This is a genomic window from Campylobacter showae, assembly GCF_004803815.1.
GTDB lineage: Bacteria > Campylobacterota > Campylobacteria > Campylobacterales > Campylobacteraceae > Campylobacter_A > Campylobacter_A showae.
In genome coordinates, this window is record NZ_CP012544.1 from 464,121 (window position 1) to 484,187 (window position 20,067).

The following is a 20,067-nucleotide window of genomic DNA, read 5'->3' on the forward strand; positions in this document are numbered from 1 at the left end:
TATTATAGCACATTAAATTAACCATATAAACACACGGAGAAATAATATTTGGATTTTCTACTAAACGGATTTTTGGAGGCCTTTAGACTGCTTTTTAGCGGCGACGAGGAGACGTATTCGGCGATCAGGGCGACGCTTTACACTTCGAGCGTTTCGATATTTTTTGCGATTTTAGTCGGCTTTCCGCTTGGATTTACGCTGGGATTTTACGACTTTAAAGGGCGCAGGATTTTGCGTCTGCTCAGCGATACGGCGCTTGCGATGCCCACCGTTGCGATCGGGCTCATTTTGTACGCGTTTATCACGCGAAACGGCCCGTTTGGCGAGTTTGGGCTGCTTTTTACGCTAAAGGCCGTGATGCTCGGCCAGTTCGTGCTAGCACTACCCATCATCATCTCGCTAAGCGCTAGCGTCGTGGAAAATATGGACAAAAAGCACTATCTAACCATCCTAAATTTACGCCTGAGCCCGCCAAGGCTCGTTGGCTGCGTGCTTTACGAGCTAAGATATGCTCTGATGGTGGTCGTAGCGACGGCGTACGGGCGTATCGTGGCTGAGGTCGGCGTGGCGATGATGATCGGCGGAAATATCAAATATTTTACCCGCACGATCACGACCGCGGTGTCGCTGGAGACGAACAAGGGCGAGTTTGCGATGGGTATTGCGCTAGCTTTGGTGCTTATCTTTATCGCATTTGCGGTAAATTTGGCGATACATGCGCTAAAAAGGCTGGATAGATGAAATTTGATAAATTTGAAAATTTTACGCTCGTAAAAAGCGGGCAGGACGCGTCAAGCTTGAGCCTTTTGTTTAAATTTAACGAGAAAGGCGCAAAGTGATAAACGTTAGAAATTTACGCCTAAACTACGGCGCAAGCGAGATTTTAAACATCCCGCGCCTTGATATCGACGTCACCAAAATCACCGCGCTAACGGGCAGTAACGGCAGCGGCAAAAGTACGCTGATGCGAGTGATGTCGTTTTTGCAAAAGCCCACTAGCGGCGAGGTGCGGCTATGGGGAAGCAGCGCGCCTAGTCTAAATTTACTGCGCGACGTTAGCGTTTTGTTGCCAGAGCCCGCGCTTTTAAAACGCTCCGTGAGGGAAAATTTTAAAGCCGTTTTAAAAAGCCGCGGAGTGCTAGGGGAATTTGACGAGCGAGCGAGCGAGGCGTTAAATTTGATCGGGCTTGACGAGAGTTTTTTAAACAAGCGCCACTTTGAGCTAAGCTCCGGGCAGACGCAGCGCGTTAGCTTTGCGTTAAATTTGGCGCTTAGATCGCGGCTATATCTGCTTGACGAGCCGACAAATAGCGTTGACGTGGGCACTTCAAAGCTTTTTGGCAAGGCGGTGCTTTACATGCGGCAAAGATACGGCTGCGGCTTTGTGATCGCTAGCCACGACGACAAATGGCTAACCGCGATTGCCGAAGAAAACGTCTTTTTGCACAAGGGGCGTGTGTGCGAATTTGAATACAAAAATATATTTGACGCTCGGGACGGGGTTTTGAAATTTGACGAAAACGCTATCGTAAATTTGCCGTCAAATTTGCGTAGCGCTGCAAAGATTGCCGTAAATCCCGGCAAAATCACGCTAAGCAAAACTCCTGTAGATGGGTGCTTGAGCGGTATTTTGCACTCGGTTTCGCTCTATCTTGGCAAAGAGCTTTTGGTGAAAATCAAGGTCGGCGACTTTTTGATTAAAACGCTGGCGGCAAATTCGCAAAATTTTAACGTCGGCGAAAATATTTATTTTAAATTTGACGAAGGAGCGTTTTTGGGGCTTGAATGAGCCTCAAATTTTACAAATTTCGCTTCAAATTTTAATTTTAGACTCGTTTAACGCCCGTTAAAAGAGTCTAGTTAAAAGTAAATATCAAAATGAAGCGTAAATGCGAGATATATGCGCAAATTTCATATTTCTTTTACCCCCTAAAATTCACTACAAGTAATATGCAATTAAGGCATATTTAAGCGTATATTAATTTTTTTAATTTATTTTTTTTTAAGTATAAGAAATAAGCCAAAAAGTAGTATAGTTTCACAATCGAGAAAAATCTCAAAAAATAGACAAAAATGATAAAGGAAAGCGATGACCAGCAAGGGCGAATTTGCGGCGGGACGAGGACTTTACTACTCGCTTTTTTCGCGTTTTTTCGTTTTTAGTCTAAGTGGCGATAGATTTACCGGCCTAAATGCGATGCTAGGACTTGCCGCAGCGCACGCTCTAAACGAAGAATCAGCCGCTGCGATAATGCATATACAAGCAAAATTTGACGAGAAAAATCCTAAAAATTTAGCTGATGAGTTTGATGACATTTTCCACGCTCCGCCAAGCCCGCTTAGAAACTCGCTGTCGTACTACGACGAGGGCTACGAGGTCGGGCATGCCTGCGCGAAAGTGCGTAAAATCTTAGCCCGCACCGACCTTAGGCGAGATGAGGCTAAATTTAAAGAAAGTGAAGACAACGTAGGCTTCGTGTTTGCGCTAATGAGCGAATTTATAGCGCGCGAGGGCGAGCTGGAGCTATACGGCGAGCTTGAGGAACAGCTTTTTAAAGAGATCATAAACCCAAACATCGATGAGTTTATAGAGAGTCTTTTTAATCACGAAAGTAGCGAAATTTACAAGGACGTCGCGGTGCTACTGCAAGGATTTATCGAGTTTGAGCGCGTAGTTTTGAGCGCGCCGCGTCCTATAAATCACGGCGAAAACAAAAAGACTTTGGACGGAGTTTCAAGATCCGAAGCCATAAGAAGACAAAAAAACCGAGTGAGAAAGATAAAAGCTATGGAGGAAGAAAATGCAAAAAAATAGGCGAGAATTTTTAAAAAAGGCCGGCATCGCCGGCGCGGTAGCGGCTACGGCAGGAGCCATAACGGCTACGGCGTCAAACCTAAAATACGGTAAAAGTAAAAAGACCGAGGTGCTTTATAAAAGAAGCAAAAACTGGGATCTATACTACGAACAAGCGAAATAATAAAATTTAAGAAAGGATAAATATGTCTGAGGCAAATTTACGTCTTATGTCCAACTCAAACGCAGTCGGGCGAAGATCGTTTTTAAAAATGGCCGCGCTAGCGGGCGTTGCGGGCAGCATGAGCGGACTGGCTGCTAGCGGCATAACCAGAAGTGCGACCAAAGAAGAGATGGCAAATCCGTTTCCAAACTCTAAAATCGTAAAAACCGTTTGCTCGGTTTGCTCTGTTGGATGCGGAGTGCTAGCCGAGGTAGAAAACGGCGTTTGGGTACGCCAAGAGGTGGCCCAAGATCACCCGGTAAGCGCTGGCGGTCACTGCTGTAAGGGCAGCGACGTCATCGATATGGTGCGCTCTCACTGCCGTGTAAAATATCCGATGAAAAAAGTCGGCGGCAAATGGAAACGCATCAGCTACAAAGACGCGCTTGATGAGATCGGCGCAAAACTAAAAGCTTACCGTGAGAAAAACCCGGAGCAAGTTATGTTTCTGGGTTCAGCAAAAGATAGCAACGAGCAGAGCTACTACATCAGTAAATTCTCTGCGATGTTTGGGACAAACAACCTAGATCACCAAGCTAGAATTTGACATAGCGCAACAGTCGCCGGTGTGGCGAATACGTGGGGTTATGGAGCTATGACTAATCACCTTGGAGATATCCAAAACGCGAAGTCTATCTTTATAATCGGCGCAAATCCGGCTGTAAACCACCCGGTAGGATTCAGACATTTTCTAAAAGCGAAAGAAAATAACGGCGCGAAGCTGATCGTGGTCGATCCAAGATACACGAGAACTGCGGCTAAGGCTGATTATTTCGCTCAAATTCGCCCAGGCACGGACATACCTTTTATGTACGGTATGATGAATCTCATCTTTGAAAACGGCTGGGAAGATAAGAAATTTATAGAAGACCGCACGTACGGTATCGACGAGATCCGCAAAGAGGCCGCAAAATGGACGCCTGAAGTGGTCGAGGATGTCACTGGCGTACCTGCTGCGACGCTAAAAGAGATAACCGAAGTTTTTGCTAAAAATCGACCGGGATCGGTCGTTTGGGCGATGGGTCTAACTCAGCACACCATAGGCAGCTCAAACACTCGTATCGCTCCGATCCTGCAACTAATACTAGGAAATATGGGCGTATCAGGCGGCGGCTGCAACATCTTGCGCGGTCACGATAACGTACAAGGCGCTAGCGATATGGCAAACGCCCCTGATAGCTTGCCTGGATACTACGCTAAAAACGAAGCTACGTGGAAATATTTCGCTAAAATGTGGAAAGTGGACTACGAGTGGTTGCAAGGAAATTTTGTAAAACCTGAATGGATGTTTAAACCGGGATTTACCCTAGCTCGCTGGTGGGCGGGCGTGCTTGACGGCAAAAACGGCAACGACACTATAGAAAACGCTGGCGATAGCCTAAAGGCGCTAATCGTCATCGGCAACGGTATCACCTCGACAGCTCAACAGGCAAAAGTACAAGAGGGCCTTGACGGGCTTGAGCTTTTGGTACTGCTTGATCCTTTCGTAAACGACGCCGGCGTTATAACAAATAAAAAAGACGACGTCTATCTACTACCTGCGGCGACGCAGTTTGAAACTAGCGGTACTGTCGTAGCAACAAACCGCAGCGGCCAGTGGAGAAGCCAAGTCGTAGAGCCTCTGTTTGAGAGTATGCCCGATCACGAAATTTTATTTGAGCTTGCCAAAAGGCTAGGCTACTATGACGAGCTAACTCGCACGATCAGAGACTCCGAGGGCAAGATCGAGTGGCCTGAAGCAGCCACTCGCGAGATCGCTAGTATCGTAAAAAGCATCGGCCTAACCGGCTGGACGCCGGAGCGTCTAAAACGCCATCAGGCTAACTGGGATAAATTTGACGAAAAAACGCTAATGGGCAAAGAGGGTACCGAGGTAGCCGGCGAATACTACGGCTTGCCGTGGCCTTGCTGGACGGAAAAGCACCCTGGTAGTCCAAATTTATACGATATAAATAAACCGGTAATGCAAGGTGGCATGGGCTTTAGAAACCGCTTCGGCCTAGAGCATAACGGCGTAAATCAGCTAGCTGGCGACGGTAGCGCGCCTGTAGGCGGCGCTCAAAGCGGCGGATATCCGGAGATCAAAAAAGATAATATCGAAAAGGTACTAGGCATAACGCTAACTGATGAAGAGCGCGAAAAAATGGGAGCGACGTGGGCAACCGACGCTAGCGGTATAATCGCTGAAAAATGCATGGAAAAGGGCATCGCTCCGTACGGCAACGCAAGAGCTAGAGCGATAGTTTGGACATTCGTCGATCAGATACCGCAGCACAGAGAGCCGCTACATACGCCTCGCCAAGACCTTGCGCAGAAGTATCCGAGCTTTGAGGATAAGCCGAATCACTACCGCGTATTTACGAAATACAAGAGCTTGCAGCTAAGTAAGGACTTCTCAAAAGAGTTCCCGATAAATTTAACCACGGGACGCCTTGTAAACTTTAGCGGTGCTGGCATGGAAACGCGCGCTAGTATGTATCTATCTCGCATCACGCCTGAGATGTTTGCAGATATCCATCCTGAGCTTGCGGCTAAACACGGCATTAAAAACTGGGATTTCGTATGGATTCATTCGCCTGAAGGCACGAAAATCAAAGTACGAGCTAGAGTCGTACCGTCGGTTAAACCAGATACTATATTCTTGCCGTTTCACTGGGCTGGATACATGCAGGGCGTCGATATGACGGGTAATTTCCCTGACGGCACCAAGCCTTATGCGGTAGGCGAGAGCGCAAATACCGTCGCTAACTACGGCTACGATATAGTCACTCAAATCCCAGAAACAAAAAGCGGTCTATGCCGCATAGAAAAGGCGTAAAATGAGCGAATTTAATGACAACAATAGACTTAAATTTTACTGCGACGACGATAGATGCATCGACTGTAACGGCTGCGCGGTGGCTTGCGACGAGGCTCACGAGCTGCCTCTTGGCATCCGCCGCCGCCGCGTCATCACGCTAAACGAGGGCGTGCCAGGTAAAGAGATCTCGACCTCGATAGCTTGCATGCACTGCGAGGATGCTCCATGCTCGCTCGTTTGCCCGGTCGATTGCTTTTATATCAGAGCCGACGGCGTCGTACTACACGACAAAGATATCTGTATCGGCTGCGGATACTGCCTATACGCGTGTCCGTTCGGCGCGCCTCAGTTCCCGCGCGAGGGGGTATTTGGCGCGAAAGGCTCGATGGATAAGTGCACGATGTGCGCAGGCGGTCCGCTACCGACAAATAGCGAAGCCGAGCGCGAAGAGTACGGCCAGGATAGAATTTCCGAAGGCAAAGTGCCGGTTTGTGCCGCAATGTGCTCGACAAAGGCGCTGCTAGTAGGCGAATCTGCAATGATAGAAAAAATCTACGGCGACAGAGTCAAGGCTCGCGGCTACGGCTTTAAAGACCTAAAACAAACTCCGACCTGGAAGCTTGCTTATTACGCGGGCGACAGGCTAAAATACAGCTTCTAAATTTATCCGCTCCGCTCGCTTTGGCGGGGCGAACTATAACACCAAATTTGACGCGGTTTGTCTGCGTCAAATTTGACTCAGATTTAAATTCTACTCGACTCGGTTTTAAATTTTATCAAATTTATCCCGCTTCATTTATTGCAAAAATCTCATTAAATTTGACGCTAGATTTTGGCTTTGGCATTAAAATTTGACACGAGTAAAATTTGAAATCAATATGTAGATAAAATTTAAGTAGAAAAGGGCGGTCTCCCGCCCTAAATTTACGCTCTAACAGGCGACAAATACGGATTTGCCGAGTGCATCGACATTTCGTTTTGCTCTCTAAATTTGATAAACTCCTCTTCGCTTAGACGCCTGATATTTGCTATCGTCATCTTTAGCGGCGTGATGCCTGAGAGCGGATCGGGATCGCCCGCGTTGGCTAGCTCGTTACCGTCGGCCTCGCTATAGTGGAAGGTCGTAAATATCGTACCTTCTTTTAGGTCCGGATTGACGCGCAGTTTTGCCGCGATCTGGCCGCGTTTGTTTTGTACGAGTGCGTAGCAGCCTTCCTCTAGCTCCCTCTCGCGAGCGATATCCGGGCTCACCTCTATGAGTGCGCCCTCTACGCCCGCGCCATACTCTAGGGCAGGGCACTCTCTAGTCATCGTGCCCGTGTGGTAGTGATAGACCTTGCGTCCGGTCGTAAATAGGCACGGATAGACCTCGTCTGGCACCTCGCTAAGCGCGCCGCTACCGACTGGGTAGCCCTCCGGGATATTCATCTTGGCTCTAAATTCGGCTTCTGCTTTTGCGCGTTCGTTTTTGTCGTCTAAGTAAAGCACCGGCGCGAAGCGGAATTTACCGCCAGGCAGCATGGACTTGTGATCTGCGTAAAGCACCGGCGTACCCGGGTGCTCCTCGTCTGGGCACGGCCAGCTGATACCGCCTAGTTTGCCTAGTCTATAGTAGCTTATGCCGCCGAAAAATTTAGGCATAAGCTCCCTTAACTCGTTCCAAATTTGCTCAGGGCCCGCAAAGTCAAATCCCTCTAGCCCCATGCGGTTTGCGATGTTGCAAACGACCTTCCAATCAGGCTCCACGCCGCTAACGGGTTCGCTAGCCTTGCGAGTGCGTTGGACGCGGCGAGAGGTGTTGATAAAGGTTCCGTCCTTTTCGCCCCAGCCCGCGGCAGGTAGCACCACATCGGCCTTATGCGCGCTCTCGGTAAAGAAAAGATCCTGCACGATAAAGCAGTCTAGATGGTGCACGGCGTGGACGAAGTGCTCGGTCCAAGGATCGCTCATTACGGGATTTTCGCCGTAGACGTAGAGGACTTTTAGCTCGCCGCTATCCATTTTATCGGGTGCTTGCGTTAGCTTAAAGCCCGGAACCGGATTTAGCTCAAAGTGCCATACTTTGCGCGCTTGCTCCTGTGCGTAAGGGCTGTTTACCGCGCCGGCCGGGATGACGTTAGGCAGCGCGCCCATATCGCATGCGCCTTGGACGTTGTTTTGACCGCGCAGAGGATTTACGCCAGCACCTTTTTTGCCCAAATTTCCCGTTAAAACGGCTAAATTTGATAGCGAAAATACGTTTGACGTGCCGTCACTAAACTGCGTGATACCCATCGTGTAGCAAATCGCCGCCGCGCCTGCTTTAGCATACATTCTAGCTGCCTCTATGATGAGCTCTTTTTTTACGCCCGTTTCGCGCTCGAAACGCTCAGGCGTAAAGTCCTTAACCGCCTCTTTTAGATACTCGAAGCCCTCGGAGTATTTTTCTATAAATTCGCTATCTTGTAAATTTTCGGCGATTATGACATGCATCATCGTATTTAGCGTTTTAATATTCGCTCCGATCGGGATTTGCAAGAAAATATCGGCTTTTTTGGCCATATCGGTGCGCTTTGGATCTACGACGATCATCTTCGCGCCGCGCTGAAGGCCGCGCTGCATCTGCATAGCGATGATCGGGTGGCACTCGCTCGTGTTTGTACCGATGAGTAAAAATACGTCCGTGTCGGTCGCAAATTCGACCAAATCATTAGTCATCGTTCCGTTTCCTAACGTGCTGGCAAGACCTGCCACTGTAGGAGCGTGTCAAAGACGGGCGCAGTGATCGACGTTGTTGCTGCCCTGAGCGCGGAAAAATTTCTGGAAAACGTAGTTGTCTTCGTTATTTGAGCGCGCAGAGCTAAAGCCCATGATCGAGTTTGGGCCGTATTTTGCGACGGTGGATTTAAATTTATCCGCGAGGAAATCATAAACCTCCTCAAAACTCACTTCTTCAAGCTCGCCGCGCTTGTCGTAGACGCCGTTTAGCTTTCTCATCATCGGTCGACTTAAGCGTTTAGGAGAGTTTACGAACTCCCAACCGAACATTCCTTTTAGGCAAAGTTCGCCGTCGTTTACGTGGTGATCTTTGCTGGGTTTGGCGTCTACGATTCTACCGTTTCGCACGATAAGATCGATGCCGCAGCCCGTACCGCAATATGGACAGGTAGTCTTTACTATCTCTTCCATTTTCGCTCCTTTCTGGTATTACTGAAATTTATGAGATTATTATACAACGGCAAATATAAATTTAGTTTTAAAATTAGTATAATTTTTTAAGAATTATTTAAGTAATATGCAAATTTAGCATATTACTTTTTTGCTTTAAATTTTTTATTTTTAGGGAAATTTTTAGGTATATGTTTAACACAATGTAAAATTTATTTAAAAATTATTACTTTTAAATGTATTTAGATGTATAATGGAGATAGAAAATCTTTTCAAGGAGCACCCATGAAAAATCTAGTTGCTTTTCTAGTTATCCTAGGTATCATCGGCGGTATCGCCATGAAGTATATTAACGCCTTTCCGGTACTCGACGAGACGGTCAAAGAGAAATGGGCTCAGGTGCAAAACCAATACAAACGCCGCGCCGATCTTATCCCAAATTTGGTAAAAACAGTTCAAGGCTACGCTAGCCACGAGGAAGGCGTATTTAAGGAAGTAACGGAAGCTAGAAGCAAGGCTTCTCAGATGACGATCGACGTTAGCTCGATAGACGATCCTGCTAAGCTAAAAGAGTTTGAAAACGCTCAAAAAACTCTAGGCGGCGCGCTATCTAGGCTAATGGCTATCACCGAGAACTACCCTCAGCTAAAAGCCGATCAAAATTTCCTCTCCCTTCAAAGTCAGCTTGAAGGTACGGAAAATCGCATCGCGGTCGCTAGAAAGGACTATATCGCAGCGGTCAAGGACTATAACATCGCCCTTCGCAAGATACCGGATAAGTTTATAGCCGCAATTTTTTATCCAGAGCTCAAAACTCGTGCGACGTTTGAAGCAAGCGAGTCCGAACAAAGCGCACCGGACGTATCTTTCGCCAAATAACCCAACCAAGGTACAAAAATGAAACGCATTTTATCTACTTTATTTTGCGTTTTTACGCTTTTAGGACTTACGGCTATAAATTTATCGGCAGCAGATAATGCTACCGAACAAAACAAAACCGTAAAAGAAAAAACTACTCAAACATCAAACGAAAAGAGTTCAAATTTCCCTGCCTTAACCGGCAGGGTAGTAGATCAGGCAAGAGTACTAAGCCAGAGCACAAAAGACGAACTAGAAACATTACTAGCCACTCACGAAAACAATACCACTAATCAAGTAGTAGTAGCTACTATAGAATCTCTAGGTAACGCTCAAATAGAAGAGTACTCCATAGAACTAGCTAGACGTTGGGGTATAGGACAAAAAGGTAAAGATAACGGAGTAGTATTAGTAGTAGCTCCAAACGACAAACAAGTACGCATAGAGGTAGGATACGGCCTAGAAGGTACTCTAACGGACGCTCTTAGCAGTAGTATCATAAACTACTACATAATACCTGAGTTTAAAAAAGGAGATATCCAAAACGGTATAAACATAGGCATACAAAAGATCATTGCATTGCTTGATGGGGATGAGGGGGTTAAAAAGGAGATAGAAGCTAAGGGCGACTATGATATGTCAATAGAGGTCTACGGGATAATGGGCGGTATTGCGGCGATAATCGCATCGGCTTTTTTAGGCGATATGATCATGAATATCGGCCTTAGCGTCATGGTCGCTAGCATCATTGGCCTTTTTGTAAATTTATGCTTCGGTATCGAGGATATCACAGCTCAACTTGCCGTCGTACTCGGGATTGCCGCGGGATTTTTCTACTTGGTCAAAGACGTGAAGGTCGGTAGCGGAGGTGGCGGAGGCGGATCATCGTCGAGCGGCTCCAGTAGTAGCTCTAGCGGAGGAGGCAGCAGAAGCTCCGGGGGCGGCTTTAGCGGCGGAGGCGGCAGCTTTGGCGGAGGCGGAGCTAGCGGTAGGTGGTAGATTGTCGCTTTAAATTTGGCGTCGAATTTGGAGGACTTGCTAAATTTGACGCTTTTGCTTTGCTAATTTGATTTAAAACCGCAAGTCGGCGTTTTAAATTTTACCCGAGATGCCGTAAAATTTACAGGCTTTTTTAGACGCCATAGATAAGGTATAAAGATGAAACGCATTTTAACTAATATTTTATATACTGTTATTGCGCTAGTTTTGGGGCTTTTGTTGTTAGTCCCATCTGATGAGACGCAAGAGCCTCAAAAAAACTCCGAGCAGTTGCATCCTGTTACGTTAATGGATAAAACAGCCGGCCAGGTAGATGCGCCGGGTGTGGTCGCCAAAGAGGAAAACGTATCGCAAAAAATCGCCGAACAGCTAAATTTTCCCGCTTTAACGGGCAGAGTCGTAGATCAGGCAGGCATACTTAGTCCTTCCGTCAAAGAGGAGCTAGAAAGCGTGCTAGCCGCTCACGAAAACAACACGACCAATCAGGTCGTAGTAGTTACCCTAAAAACTCTGGGCGGAGTGAATATCAGCGATTATTCTTTAAAGCTGGGTAGATACTGGGGCATCGGACAAAAAGATAAAAATAATGGCGTGTTGCTAGTAGTGGCACCAAACGATAGGCGGGTGCGTATCGAGGTCGGATACGGCTTAGAGGGCACGATAACAGATGCTTTCTGCGAAGTCATCATCGATAACTACATAGTTCCGGAGTTTAAAAAAGACGATATAGAGGGCGGCATAAAGATAGGCGCGCAAAAGATCCTTGCACTACTTGAGGGCGATGAGAACGTCAGAAAAGATATAGAAAAATTAAGCGAATTTCCGGTCGAAGGCTATGTGATGTTATTTAGCGCGCTGCTGATATTCGCTAGAAATATGTTCGGCATAATCGGACAAGTGTGCGCTATTATCGGAGTTAGCGCGTTTACTGGCGGCGCTATTTCGCTTTGGGTAGCGCCAAGATTGGGCATCGAGGATTTCGCCGCCAGAGGCGGTATAACGGCTGCGCTTTCTGCGATACTTCTTGGCATAGCTTTAAGAAACATTCTGGCTAAGAACAAGGGTGACGCTGGTGATGAGGGTATCGAAAAGGGCGACTATGAAGGTCCTGACGGAGACGATGGGTATGGTAAAGGCTTTAGAGGCGGCGGCGGAAGCTTTGGCGGAGGCGGAGCTAGCGGAAAGTGGTAGCCGCGGTTTTAAAATTTGGCGCAAAATTTAATCTTTTAAATTCGGCGCTTAAATTTACTTTTGTTATGCGTAAATTTGTGGTAAAATTTAAGACGCATGCTTGCTTGGCTTAAATTTGACGCCGAGCAATGCAAATAACCCAACCAAGGTACAAAAATGAAACGCATTTTATCTACTTTATTTTGCGTTTTTACGCTTTTAGGACTTACGGCTATAAATTTATCGGCAGCAGATAATGCTACCGAACAAAACAAAACCGTAAAAGAAAAAACTACTCAAACATCAAACGAAAAGAGTTCAAATTTCCCTGCCTTAACCGGCAGGGTAGTAGATCAGGCAAGAGTACTAAGCCAGAGCACAAAAGACGAACTAGAAACATTACTAGCCACTCACGAAAACAATACCACTAATCAAGTAGTAGTAGCTACTATAGAATCTCTAGGTAACGCTCAAATAGAAGAGTACTCCATAGAACTAGCTAGACGTTGGGGTATAGGACAAAAAGGTAAAGATAACGGAGTAGTATTAGTAGTAGCTCCAAACGACAAACAAGTACGCATAGAGGTAGGATACGGCCTAGAAGGTACTCTAACGGACGCTCTTAGCAGTAGTATCATAAACTACTACATAATACCTGAGTTTAAAAAAGGAGATATCCAAAACGGTATAAACATAGGCATACAAAAGATCATTGCATTGCTTGATGGGGATGAGGGGGTTAAAAAGGAGATAGAAAAGCAAGATGAGACGCCTGTGGAAGCCTACGGGATAGTAGTGGGCATGGTGATGGTATTTGCTTCGGCTATTTTCGGCGCGGCAGCTCTGCGAATCGGAGCTAGCGCGACGCTATCAGGCTTTATCTCGGGCGTAGTCGCAGGGACGTTTGGTATCGAGAATCTGCTTGTTAGAGGCGGGGTTTTGCTCGTTCTTTTCGTGCTACTTTTTTATCTAATGCGAAATATGAAAACCGGCGGTAGAGGCTTGTACGGCGGTGGCGGCTCTGGCGGTTACGGCGGCGGAGGCTTTAGCGGAGGCAGTAGAAGCTCCGGAGGCGGATTTAGCGGAGGGGGCGGAGGCTTTGGCGGCGGCGGAGCTAGCGGCAGGTGGTAGAGTCGCGAGGCTTAAATTTGGCGTCAAATTTGGAGAGCTTGCTAAATTTGACGCTTTTTTCTTTGTAAATTTGATTTAAAAACGCAAGTCGGTAGTTAAATTTGGCCCGAGATGCCGTAAAATTCGCTCGCTTTGCTAAATTTAGTTGTCGTCAAATTTGCAGCTTTTTAGGCGCAGTAGATAAGGCGCATAAATTTGACCTTATAATCTACCGCCGTCAAAATACGTGCAAATTTTACCAACTGCGCTCAAATTTGCACGCCCGCTATTAAATTTGCACCCCAAATCCAAGCTCAAATCTCCCCTAAAATCTTTTTATAATTGCTAAAAATCGGCGAGTTCTCGCCAAAATACAAACTCATCGCGCGCACATAGCGATCGAGCGGATTTTGGATGCGGTTTAGCGCGAGGCGCTCGCGAAACGGCAGGTCGTAGCTACTTAAAATTACGCTAAAAGGCACGGGAAAATCGGTGCCGAAAAGAATTTTGTCGTGGATTTGCGTTTGGGTTTTTAGATGCGGCAGGATGCGGGCCTTGTTTATGCAAAGCAGCGCCGAAACATCGGCGTAAAGCCCGTCAAATTCGCGCAGCCAGCCAAGTAGCGTGAAGTAGTTTGCGCCGAATTTTTCGGGATCTCGCGAGAGTGCCGTGAAAGCGCCGTCGCTTGAGGCGCCCATGTGAGCGCAGACGATGCGGCAGCCAAGATTTAGCGGGGATTTTAGCTGCTCGATACTCTCAAGCGCCTTGTTTGACGCCAGCGAGTTTTCGTCGCCCACGTGGATAACAAGCGGCAGCCTAAGCTCGCTAAGTAGCCTAAAATAGGGCTCATAGCGCTTGTCGTTTAGATCCGTCTCCCAGTACGAGTGCAGTAGCTTGCCGCCCTTAAAACCCATTTTATGGTACTTTTCGATCAAATTTAGCGCGTCTTTGCGGTTTGGATTTACGCTAAAAAACGGCACGACTTCGCTCGGATTTTGCTCGTAAAATGCAAAAACATCCTCGTTTGAGGCGCAGACGGTTTTGTCCTTGTGCACGAGATTTCCTCTCGCGTCAAATTTCGCATCGACGCCGAAAACCACGGACTTTTGGACAAAATTTGAGTTTTTAATCAGCCGCGCGAAGTTACTTTTGTAACCCTCAAAGCCGTTTTTTATAAGCTCGCGCCTGTTTATGTCAAATTTTTTAGCAAAAAATGCAAGCGCTAGTTTGTCGTAAAATCGGTCGAATTTCACATCCGCGCTAAGCAAATGCGAGTGGATATCGACGGTTTTTATCTGCGTTAAATTTGAGCTTTGCAAGCCGCCAAATTCGCTCTCTATCGCGGCGATTTCGTTCAATTTACCCCGCGAAAACCCGCCCAAATTTGCTTCGCTTGCCGTCAAATTTACGCCCGCTTTGGCAAATTTATCTTTGGCGCAAATTTGACTCGCGTTTTGGCAAAACCTGAGCGTTTTTGGCGCGGCAGTCTTGCTCACTCTCAAATTTGAACTCAAATTTACTCGCGCGTTCTGCTCGGCTAAATTTGCGCGAGTTAATTTTGTCTCCGTTTTACGAGCCAAATTTAAGCCAAAGTTTGCGGCGTTTGCGCGGGCTGAGTTTGGCGTCATATTTGTCGCCGTTTTTCCGCCTCTCAAATTTACACCAAAACCAAAAGCCTCCAAACCCTCGCATGCATTATAAAAACCATTTCGAAACATCGTTTCTCCTTTTTAAAATTTGGCGAAATCATAGCCTAAATTTTAAAAAGTGTCAAGTGGTGCTTTACACTTTATGATTTTCTAAGCTAAATTTGCGTAAGATTTCGTCAAATTTAACGAAAGGAAAGAGATGAGCTACAAGATGAGCGAGCTTTGCGAACTATCGCAAACGCCCAAATCAACGATACTCTTTTACGTCAAGGAAGGGCTTTTGCCAGAGCCCGTGAAGGTAAAAGACAACGTCCATCAGTATGGCGAGGATACGCTTTTGATGCTAAATTTCATCAAATACGTCCAGAGTAACTTCCACCTAAGCCTAAAGGAGGTCAAGGCGCTCACGCAGCAAAAGGGCTTTAGCTTTAAGCGTTGCTACGAGGCGCTTTTTGATTCGCTCGATACCTTTATGGGGTCAAATTTCGCCCAGACGCTAAGCGCCGAGCAGGCGTGCGAGAGGCTTGGTATCAGCCAGGCTGAGCTGGATAAATTTATAAAAGACGGATTTATCTTTATGCGAGGCGGCAAGCTAACGGAAAAAGAGGTCGAGATCCTGCAAATCGTGCTAGAAACCCAAAAGAGCGAGCGCGGGCGGGAAATTTTACAGACCTACATAAATTTAGCCAAGCAAACGGCCAAAATCGAAGCCGAGTGCGCGCGCGAAATTTACGCGAAAGCAAAGGATAAAAACGCGGCTTTAAAGCTTGTTTTCGATAATATCTTGATCCTAAAACCGTATATCTTAAATTTTCACACATTCGATGCCTACAAAAAGGAGAACAAATGAAAGGCGTTTTTTCAATTAGGGGCTTTTTGCCCTTTTTGATCGTTATGTTTATCAATGCGGTCGTGGATCTTGGCCACAAGATCACGATCCAAAACATACTTTTTAAGAGCATCGAGGATGAAAATTTACAGATCATCCTGACCTCGCTCGTAAATTTGCTGATCTTGCTTCCCTACATCATGCTTTTTAGCGTTTCGGGCTTTTTAAACGACAAATTTTCGCGCACCCGCATCACGAGATACGCGGCAGCGAGCGAAATTTTACTCACGCTTTTTATCACTATAAGCTACCTTTGCGGCTGGTTTTACGTGGCGTTTGGCACGACGCTGCTGCTAGCGGTGCAAAGCGCGATCTATAGCCCCGCTAAATACGGACTAATCAAAAAAATCGTGGGCGGCGAGAAGCTGGGCGCTGCAAACGGTATCGTGCAGGCCTTTACTATCGTGGCGATTTTGCTTGGTTCGTTTGTTTTCTCGGCGATTTTCGAGAGCTACGCCGCTACTAGCACGGATGCCGCAGAGATGATAAAATCGGTCTGGTTTATCGGCGCGATACTTTTCGTTTGCTCGGTAGCCGAGACGATTTTTACGTTTAAGATTCCGTTTTTCGAGGCGACTGACGCAGGGCTGAAATTTGACGCGAAAAAGTACTTTAAACTAGACTACCTAAAAGAAAACACGAGGCACATTTTTAACAACAAAAACGCCTTTTTATGTACGCTTGGGCTTTCGGTTTTTTGGGCGGTGGCGCAGCTGGTTATCGCCGTTTTCCCGGCTCACTACAAGGCTATGAGCGCGGATAACAATGTTATGATCGTGCAGGCGATTTTAGCCGTTAGCACCATCGGTCTGGTTGCGGGCTCTGCGCTAGCGGGCAGTTACTCGAAAAATCACATCGAGATGGGCATCGTGCCTTTTGGGGCGCTTGGGCTTTTTGTTTCGCTACTTATGTTCGCGCAGGGTTCAAGTGCTGCGTTTATGACGCTGGCGTCGTTTTTGTTCGGTTTTAGCGGCGGCATTTTCATCGTGCCGCTAAACGCAAATATCCAGTTTTTTACCTCCGAAGAGCAGATGGGCCGCACGCTAGCGGGCAGTAACTTTATCCAAAACATCTTTATGGCGGCGTTTTTGCTGCTTGCGATGGCGTTTAGTATATTTGCCGTTAGTACGCCGGAGATTTTCGTCATTACGTCGTTTTGCGTGCTTATCTGCGCGCTGGCGACGATAAAATATCTGCCGCATCTTTTTGCGCGTTTGCTTATCATGCCGTTTTTTAGGATCGGCTATACGATCAACGTCGACGGCGTCGAAAATATCCCGCAAAAAGGTGGCGTGTTGCTGCTTGGCAACCACATGAGCTGGATAGACTGGGCGGTGCTGCAGATGGCATCTCCGCGTCCGATCAGATTTGCTATGCATAAGAGTTTTTATGAAATTTGGTACCTAAAATGGCTGTTAAATTTATTTGACGTGATCCCAATTGGCGCGGGAGCCAGCAAAAGCGCGCTAGAAAAGATCCGCGAGTGCCTGGATGCCGGCGACGTGGTGGCGCTGTTTCCTGAGGGTCATATCAGCTATAACGGCCAGATAGACGAGTTCCAGCACGGTTACGAGATAGCCGCAAGCGATACGAACTCCGTCATCGTGCCGTTTTATCTGCGGGGTCTTTGGGGCTCTAGCTTCTCGCGCGCTCAAAAATACTACCAAAAAATCAGCCGCAAAATAGACGGCAAGCGCGCTATCAGGGTGAGCTTCGGCGCGCCTTTGGCGCCTGAGACCAAAGCTCCGCAGGTGCGCGAAAAAGTGGTCGAGCTGTCGTTTTTTAGCTGGGCGGAGTATCTAAAAACTCTAGAGCCTATGCAGTTTAGCTGGCTAAAACACGCTAAAGCGGATCTGTTTAAACGCTCGATGGTAGATAGCACGGGTGCTGATCTAAACAATCTCAAGGTTATCGCGACGGTGCTTGTGTTTTTGTCTAAATTTAAATTCTCGTTTTTAAAAGAGCGAAACGTCGGCGTGATACTGCCGTCCTCGGTGATGGGTAGCATTATAAATTTGATGCTATTTATCAGAGGCAAAATAAGCGTAAATCTAAACTACACGCTTAGCGAGCAAAATTTGATCGGCTGCGCGGACAAGGCGGGGCTAAGAAGCATAATCACCTCTCGCCAGTTTATAGCCAAGCTAAAGGCACGCGGCTTTGAGCTGGAAGAGTCGCTAAAAGGCAGGCTCATCTATCTCGAAGACGTCGCGCAAGGCATAAGCAAGGCTGATAAAATTTGCGCGATGCTAAAGGCGATTTTGATGCCGCGCTGGCTGCTTGAGCTTATTTATTTTCGCGACGTTCGCATCGACGACGATGCTACGATACTCTTTAGCAGCGGCAGCGAAGGCACGCCAAAGGGCATCGTGCTAACGCATAAAAACATAATGGCTAACATCAAGCAAATTTCAGAGATCGTAAATACGGACGGCAACGACGTTATCTTAGCGTCGCTACCGATATTTCACTCATTCGGGCTTACCGCGGCTACCTTTTTCCCGCTTAGCGAAGGTATCGCCTCCGCTCACGTGCCTGATCCCACGGACGCCTTTGCCGTGGGCAAGATGGTTGCTAAATACCACGCGACGATAATGTTTGGCACGTCGACGTTTTTTAGGCTCTACACCAAAAACAAAAAGCTAAATCCGCTGATGTTTTCTACGATCCGCTACGCGATAGCGGGCGCAGAGAAGCTAAACGCAGCCGTTAAGCGCGAGTTTAAGATGAAATTTGGCGTCGAAATTTACGAAGGCTACGGCACGACCGAGACCTCGCCCGTTGTCAGCGTAAATACCGCAAACGTGCTAGAGCCCGAGTTCTTTAAAGAGCTTGTTTTCTCAAAAGAGGGCAGTGTAGGCCTACCGACGGCCGGCACGATAATAAGAATCTGCGATCCAACGAGCCTAGCAAAGCTAGAAAACGGGCAGGCGGGCCTCATACTAATCGGCGGCCATCAGGTAATGAAGGGCTACTATCTGGATGAGGAGCGCACGAAAGAGGCGATCGTCGAGCTAGACGGCGTGCGCTACTATAATAGCGGCGACATCGGCTTTTTGGATGAGGCGGGCTTCTTAACTATCACCGATAGGCTCTCGCGCTTTGCCAAAATCGGCGGCGAGATGATAAGCCTGGGCGCGGTCGAGGCCCAAATTTCAGCCGTGCTGGGTGATGAGGCGACCTTTGTCTGCACCAACGTCGCCGACGAGAAAAAGGGCGAGCAAGTCGTAATGCTCTTTAGCGGCGAGATAAGCGAGGAGGAGCTAGTCGCGCGCATCAGAGCTTCTGCGATACCATCTATCATGCAGCCTTCAAAGATTTACAAAGTAGAGGCCGTACCGGTGCTGGGAACGGGCAAAGTGGACTTTAAATCAAGCAAAAAGCTAGCGGCCCAGTTGGTCGCCGGCGAGGGAAATTTGGGTGCGGCGGAGGAAGCTTAAATTTATGCTATGAGAGGCAAATTTGGCGACTAGGTCGTCAAATTTGCCTATCGTCTAAGCTCCGGCAAAAGACCCCTGTAAGATTAAATTTTAAAACAGCGATACCCGCTTATAAACACCTAAGTTTAATCACAATATAATCGTAATGAAAATAAAACAACAAGGCAAATTTTGAACTTAAATTTAAAACAAAAACTCTTCGGTAACAAACTTAAAAAGATAGTTTGGTCGGTCGTACTTTTTACGGCGATACTTTGCGCCGCATTTATCCGCATCGTGCCAGATTTTTCCACTTCGCGAGGCTTTGTGATAGTTTCTCTCTCCGACTACGACAAATACAAGCAAGGATACTGCCTAAAAGAGGACAGAATTTTACCCAAAGAGGAGTTGTATAAAAGAGTAGCAGGGGCATATTTGGACTATGATGTAAAGCTATATTGGATGATCGATGCTTATAGGTTGAAAACCTTCGGTAGTCTTTGGTCCAGTAGATACGAGGTTGCATACTATGAACTAGAAAATATAAACTTATCGAATTGTTTTGAAGTATTAGAAAAATATTATCAAGAGGGGAAAACGACCGAGCAGATACTGATGAAAGAATTAAAAGCTAAAAAAACCGATCCGAAGAAATATTTAAAAATAAATTTGAAAGATACGAGCGTTGGATTTGACAGACCGATAGTTATGGTTGACGGTGGCGAGAAAACTGTTACAGGCACTTTGTTCCTTGATAAATTTGCTATATTTAACGGCAATTATATGCAATTTAACCATTCGGAGTATATTTATGACACGAGAGAAAATTTTATTATCGTGAAGAAATACTATAAAGAGAGAAAAAATGCCGTAGTCGGTATCGGAAAAGGTTTTAAATTTGATAACTGCGGTAATATAAATTATCCGCTGGAAGAAAATTATTTGGGCGGTAGAGATATAGAGATGCGCTAAAAGTTTTATATAATTTTCATTGAAAATTTTAAAATAA

At 46.7% G+C, this 20,067-nt stretch carries 15 protein-coding genes; 13 read left to right on the forward strand and 2 right to left on the reverse strand.

Annotation, left to right across the window (positions count from 1 at the left end):
- The first annotated feature begins 48 nt into the window (after positions 1 to 48).
- The 6 genes from tupB (at position 49) to fdh3B (ending at position 6,478) form a co-directional block, all read left to right on the forward strand.
- Complete coding sequence (gene tupB, locus CSHOW_RS02300; protein ID WP_004321080.1) at positions 49 to 741, forward strand: tungstate ABC transporter permease TupB; 693 nt, start codon at positions 49 to 51, stop codon at positions 739 to 741.
- A 94-nt stretch (positions 742 to 835) separates the two neighbouring features.
- Positions 836 to 1,789, forward strand: a complete 954-nt coding sequence (gene tupC, locus CSHOW_RS02305; protein ID WP_004321079.1) for a tungstate ABC transporter ATP-binding protein TupC — start codon at positions 836 to 838, stop codon at positions 1,787 to 1,789.
- A 300-nt stretch (positions 1,790 to 2,089) separates the two neighbouring features.
- Entirely contained in the window at positions 2,090 to 2,815 is a 726-nt protein-coding gene (locus CSHOW_RS02310) for a TorD/DmsD family molecular chaperone (protein ID WP_004321078.1), read from the forward strand.
- Positions 2,802 to 2,978, forward strand: coding sequence for a twin-arginine translocation signal domain-containing protein (locus CSHOW_RS02315; protein ID WP_004321077.1), 177 nt, complete (start codon positions 2,802 to 2,804; stop codon positions 2,976 to 2,978). Before CSHOW_RS02310 ends, CSHOW_RS02315 begins: the two co-directional genes overlap by 14 nt.
- Before the next feature lie 46 nt (positions 2,979 to 3,024).
- Complete coding sequence (locus tag CSHOW_RS02325; protein ID WP_081451800.1) at positions 3,025 to 5,835, forward strand: formate dehydrogenase subunit alpha; 2,811 nt, start codon at positions 3,025 to 3,027, stop codon at positions 5,833 to 5,835.
- A gap of 1 nt (position 5,836) precedes the next feature.
- Complete coding sequence (gene fdh3B, locus CSHOW_RS02330; RefSeq protein WP_004321074.1) at positions 5,837 to 6,478, forward strand: formate dehydrogenase FDH3 subunit beta; 642 nt, start codon at positions 5,837 to 5,839, stop codon at positions 6,476 to 6,478.
- A 263-nt stretch (positions 6,479 to 6,741) separates the two neighbouring features.
- On the opposite strand, the gene CSHOW_RS02335 is transcribed toward fdh3B, so the two are convergent.
- The gene (locus CSHOW_RS02335; protein WP_236844702.1) at positions 6,742 to 8,985 is read right to left on the reverse strand and encodes a molybdopterin oxidoreductase family protein; all 2,244 of its coding nucleotides are present in this window, start codon (positions 8,983 to 8,985) and stop codon (positions 6,742 to 6,744) included.
- Between the two features lie 264 nt (positions 8,986 to 9,249).
- Between CSHOW_RS02335 and CSHOW_RS02345 the strand changes: the two genes are divergently transcribed.
- The 4 genes from CSHOW_RS02345 (at position 9,250) to CSHOW_RS02360 (ending at position 13,122) form a co-directional block, all read left to right on the forward strand.
- Positions 9,250 to 9,843 carry a LemA family protein gene (locus tag CSHOW_RS02345; protein ID WP_171992804.1) on the forward strand — a complete coding sequence of 198 codons (594 nt, stop codon included), beginning with the start codon at positions 9,250 to 9,252 and terminating at the stop codon, positions 9,841 to 9,843.
- A gap of 18 nt (positions 9,844 to 9,861) precedes the next feature.
- The gene (locus tag CSHOW_RS02350) at positions 9,862 to 10,821 is read left to right on the forward strand and encodes a TPM domain-containing protein (protein WP_171992805.1); all 960 of its coding nucleotides are present in this window, start codon (positions 9,862 to 9,864) and stop codon (positions 10,819 to 10,821) included.
- Positions 10,822 to 10,980: 159 nt separating this feature from the next.
- Entirely contained in the window at positions 10,981 to 12,012 is a 1,032-nt protein-coding gene (locus tag CSHOW_RS02355) for a TPM domain-containing protein (RefSeq protein ID WP_002947161.1), read from the forward strand.
- Between the two features lie 156 nt (positions 12,013 to 12,168).
- Complete coding sequence (locus CSHOW_RS02360) at positions 12,169 to 13,122, forward strand: TPM domain-containing protein (protein ID WP_171992806.1); 954 nt, start codon at positions 12,169 to 12,171, stop codon at positions 13,120 to 13,122.
- A gap of 293 nt (positions 13,123 to 13,415) precedes the next feature.
- Here the strand turns inward: CSHOW_RS02360 and CSHOW_RS02365 are convergent, their stop codons facing one another.
- Positions 13,416 to 14,819: an amidohydrolase family protein gene (locus CSHOW_RS02365; RefSeq protein ID WP_002947662.1), complete on the reverse strand. Its 1,404-nt coding sequence runs from the start codon at positions 14,817 to 14,819 to the stop codon at positions 13,416 to 13,418.
- Between the two features lie 130 nt (positions 14,820 to 14,949).
- Here CSHOW_RS02365 and CSHOW_RS02370 point away from each other — a divergent pair, with 130 nt between their 5' ends.
- The 3 genes from CSHOW_RS02370 to CSHOW_RS02380 all read left to right on the forward strand — a co-directional run bounded on the left by CSHOW_RS02370 (position 14,950) and on the right by CSHOW_RS02380 (position 20,030).
- Positions 14,950 to 15,600, forward strand: coding sequence for a MerR family transcriptional regulator (locus CSHOW_RS02370; protein ID WP_002947661.1), 651 nt, complete (start codon positions 14,950 to 14,952; stop codon positions 15,598 to 15,600).
- Positions 15,597 to 19,079: an acyl-[ACP]--phospholipid O-acyltransferase gene (locus CSHOW_RS02375; protein WP_002947660.1), complete on the forward strand. Its 3,483-nt coding sequence runs from the start codon at positions 15,597 to 15,599 to the stop codon at positions 19,077 to 19,079. The genes CSHOW_RS02370 and CSHOW_RS02375 overlap by 4 nt, the downstream gene beginning before the upstream one ends.
- Positions 19,080 to 19,250: 171 nt before the next feature.
- Positions 19,251 to 20,030, forward strand: a complete 780-nt coding sequence (locus CSHOW_RS02380; RefSeq protein WP_002947659.1) for a hypothetical protein — start codon at positions 19,251 to 19,253, stop codon at positions 20,028 to 20,030.
- Positions 20,031 to 20,067 lie beyond the last annotated feature (37 nt).

Excerpts from the sequence above, each read along its gene's own strand:
- CSHOW_RS02310 (WP_004321078.1), top strand. The coding sequence starts at position 2,090 with ATGACCAGCAAGGGCGAATTTGCGGCGGGACGAGGACTTTACTACTCG.
- CSHOW_RS02315 (WP_004321077.1), top strand. The coding sequence starts at position 2,802 with ATGCAAAAAAATAGGCGAGAATTTTTAAAAAAGGCCGGCATCGCCGGC.
- fdh3B (WP_004321074.1), top strand. The coding sequence starts at position 5,837 with ATGAGCGAATTTAATGACAACAATAGACTTAAATTTTACTGCGACGAC.
- CSHOW_RS02345 (WP_171992804.1), top strand. The coding sequence starts at position 9,250 with ATGAAAAATCTAGTTGCTTTTCTAGTTATCCTAGGTATCATCGGCGGT.
- CSHOW_RS02350 (WP_171992805.1), top strand. The coding sequence starts at position 9,862 with ATGAAACGCATTTTATCTACTTTATTTTGCGTTTTTACGCTTTTAGGA.
- CSHOW_RS02355 (WP_002947161.1), top strand. The coding sequence starts at position 10,981 with ATGAAACGCATTTTAACTAATATTTTATATACTGTTATTGCGCTAGTT.
- CSHOW_RS02360 (WP_171992806.1), top strand. The coding sequence starts at position 12,169 with ATGAAACGCATTTTATCTACTTTATTTTGCGTTTTTACGCTTTTAGGA.
- CSHOW_RS02365 (WP_002947662.1), bottom strand. The coding sequence starts at position 14,819 with ATGTTTCGAAATGGTTTTTATAATGCATGCGAGGGTTTGGAGGCTTTT.
- CSHOW_RS02370 (WP_002947661.1), top strand. The coding sequence starts at position 14,950 with ATGAGCTACAAGATGAGCGAGCTTTGCGAACTATCGCAAACGCCCAAA.
- CSHOW_RS02375 (WP_002947660.1), top strand. The coding sequence starts at position 15,597 with ATGAAAGGCGTTTTTTCAATTAGGGGCTTTTTGCCCTTTTTGATCGTT.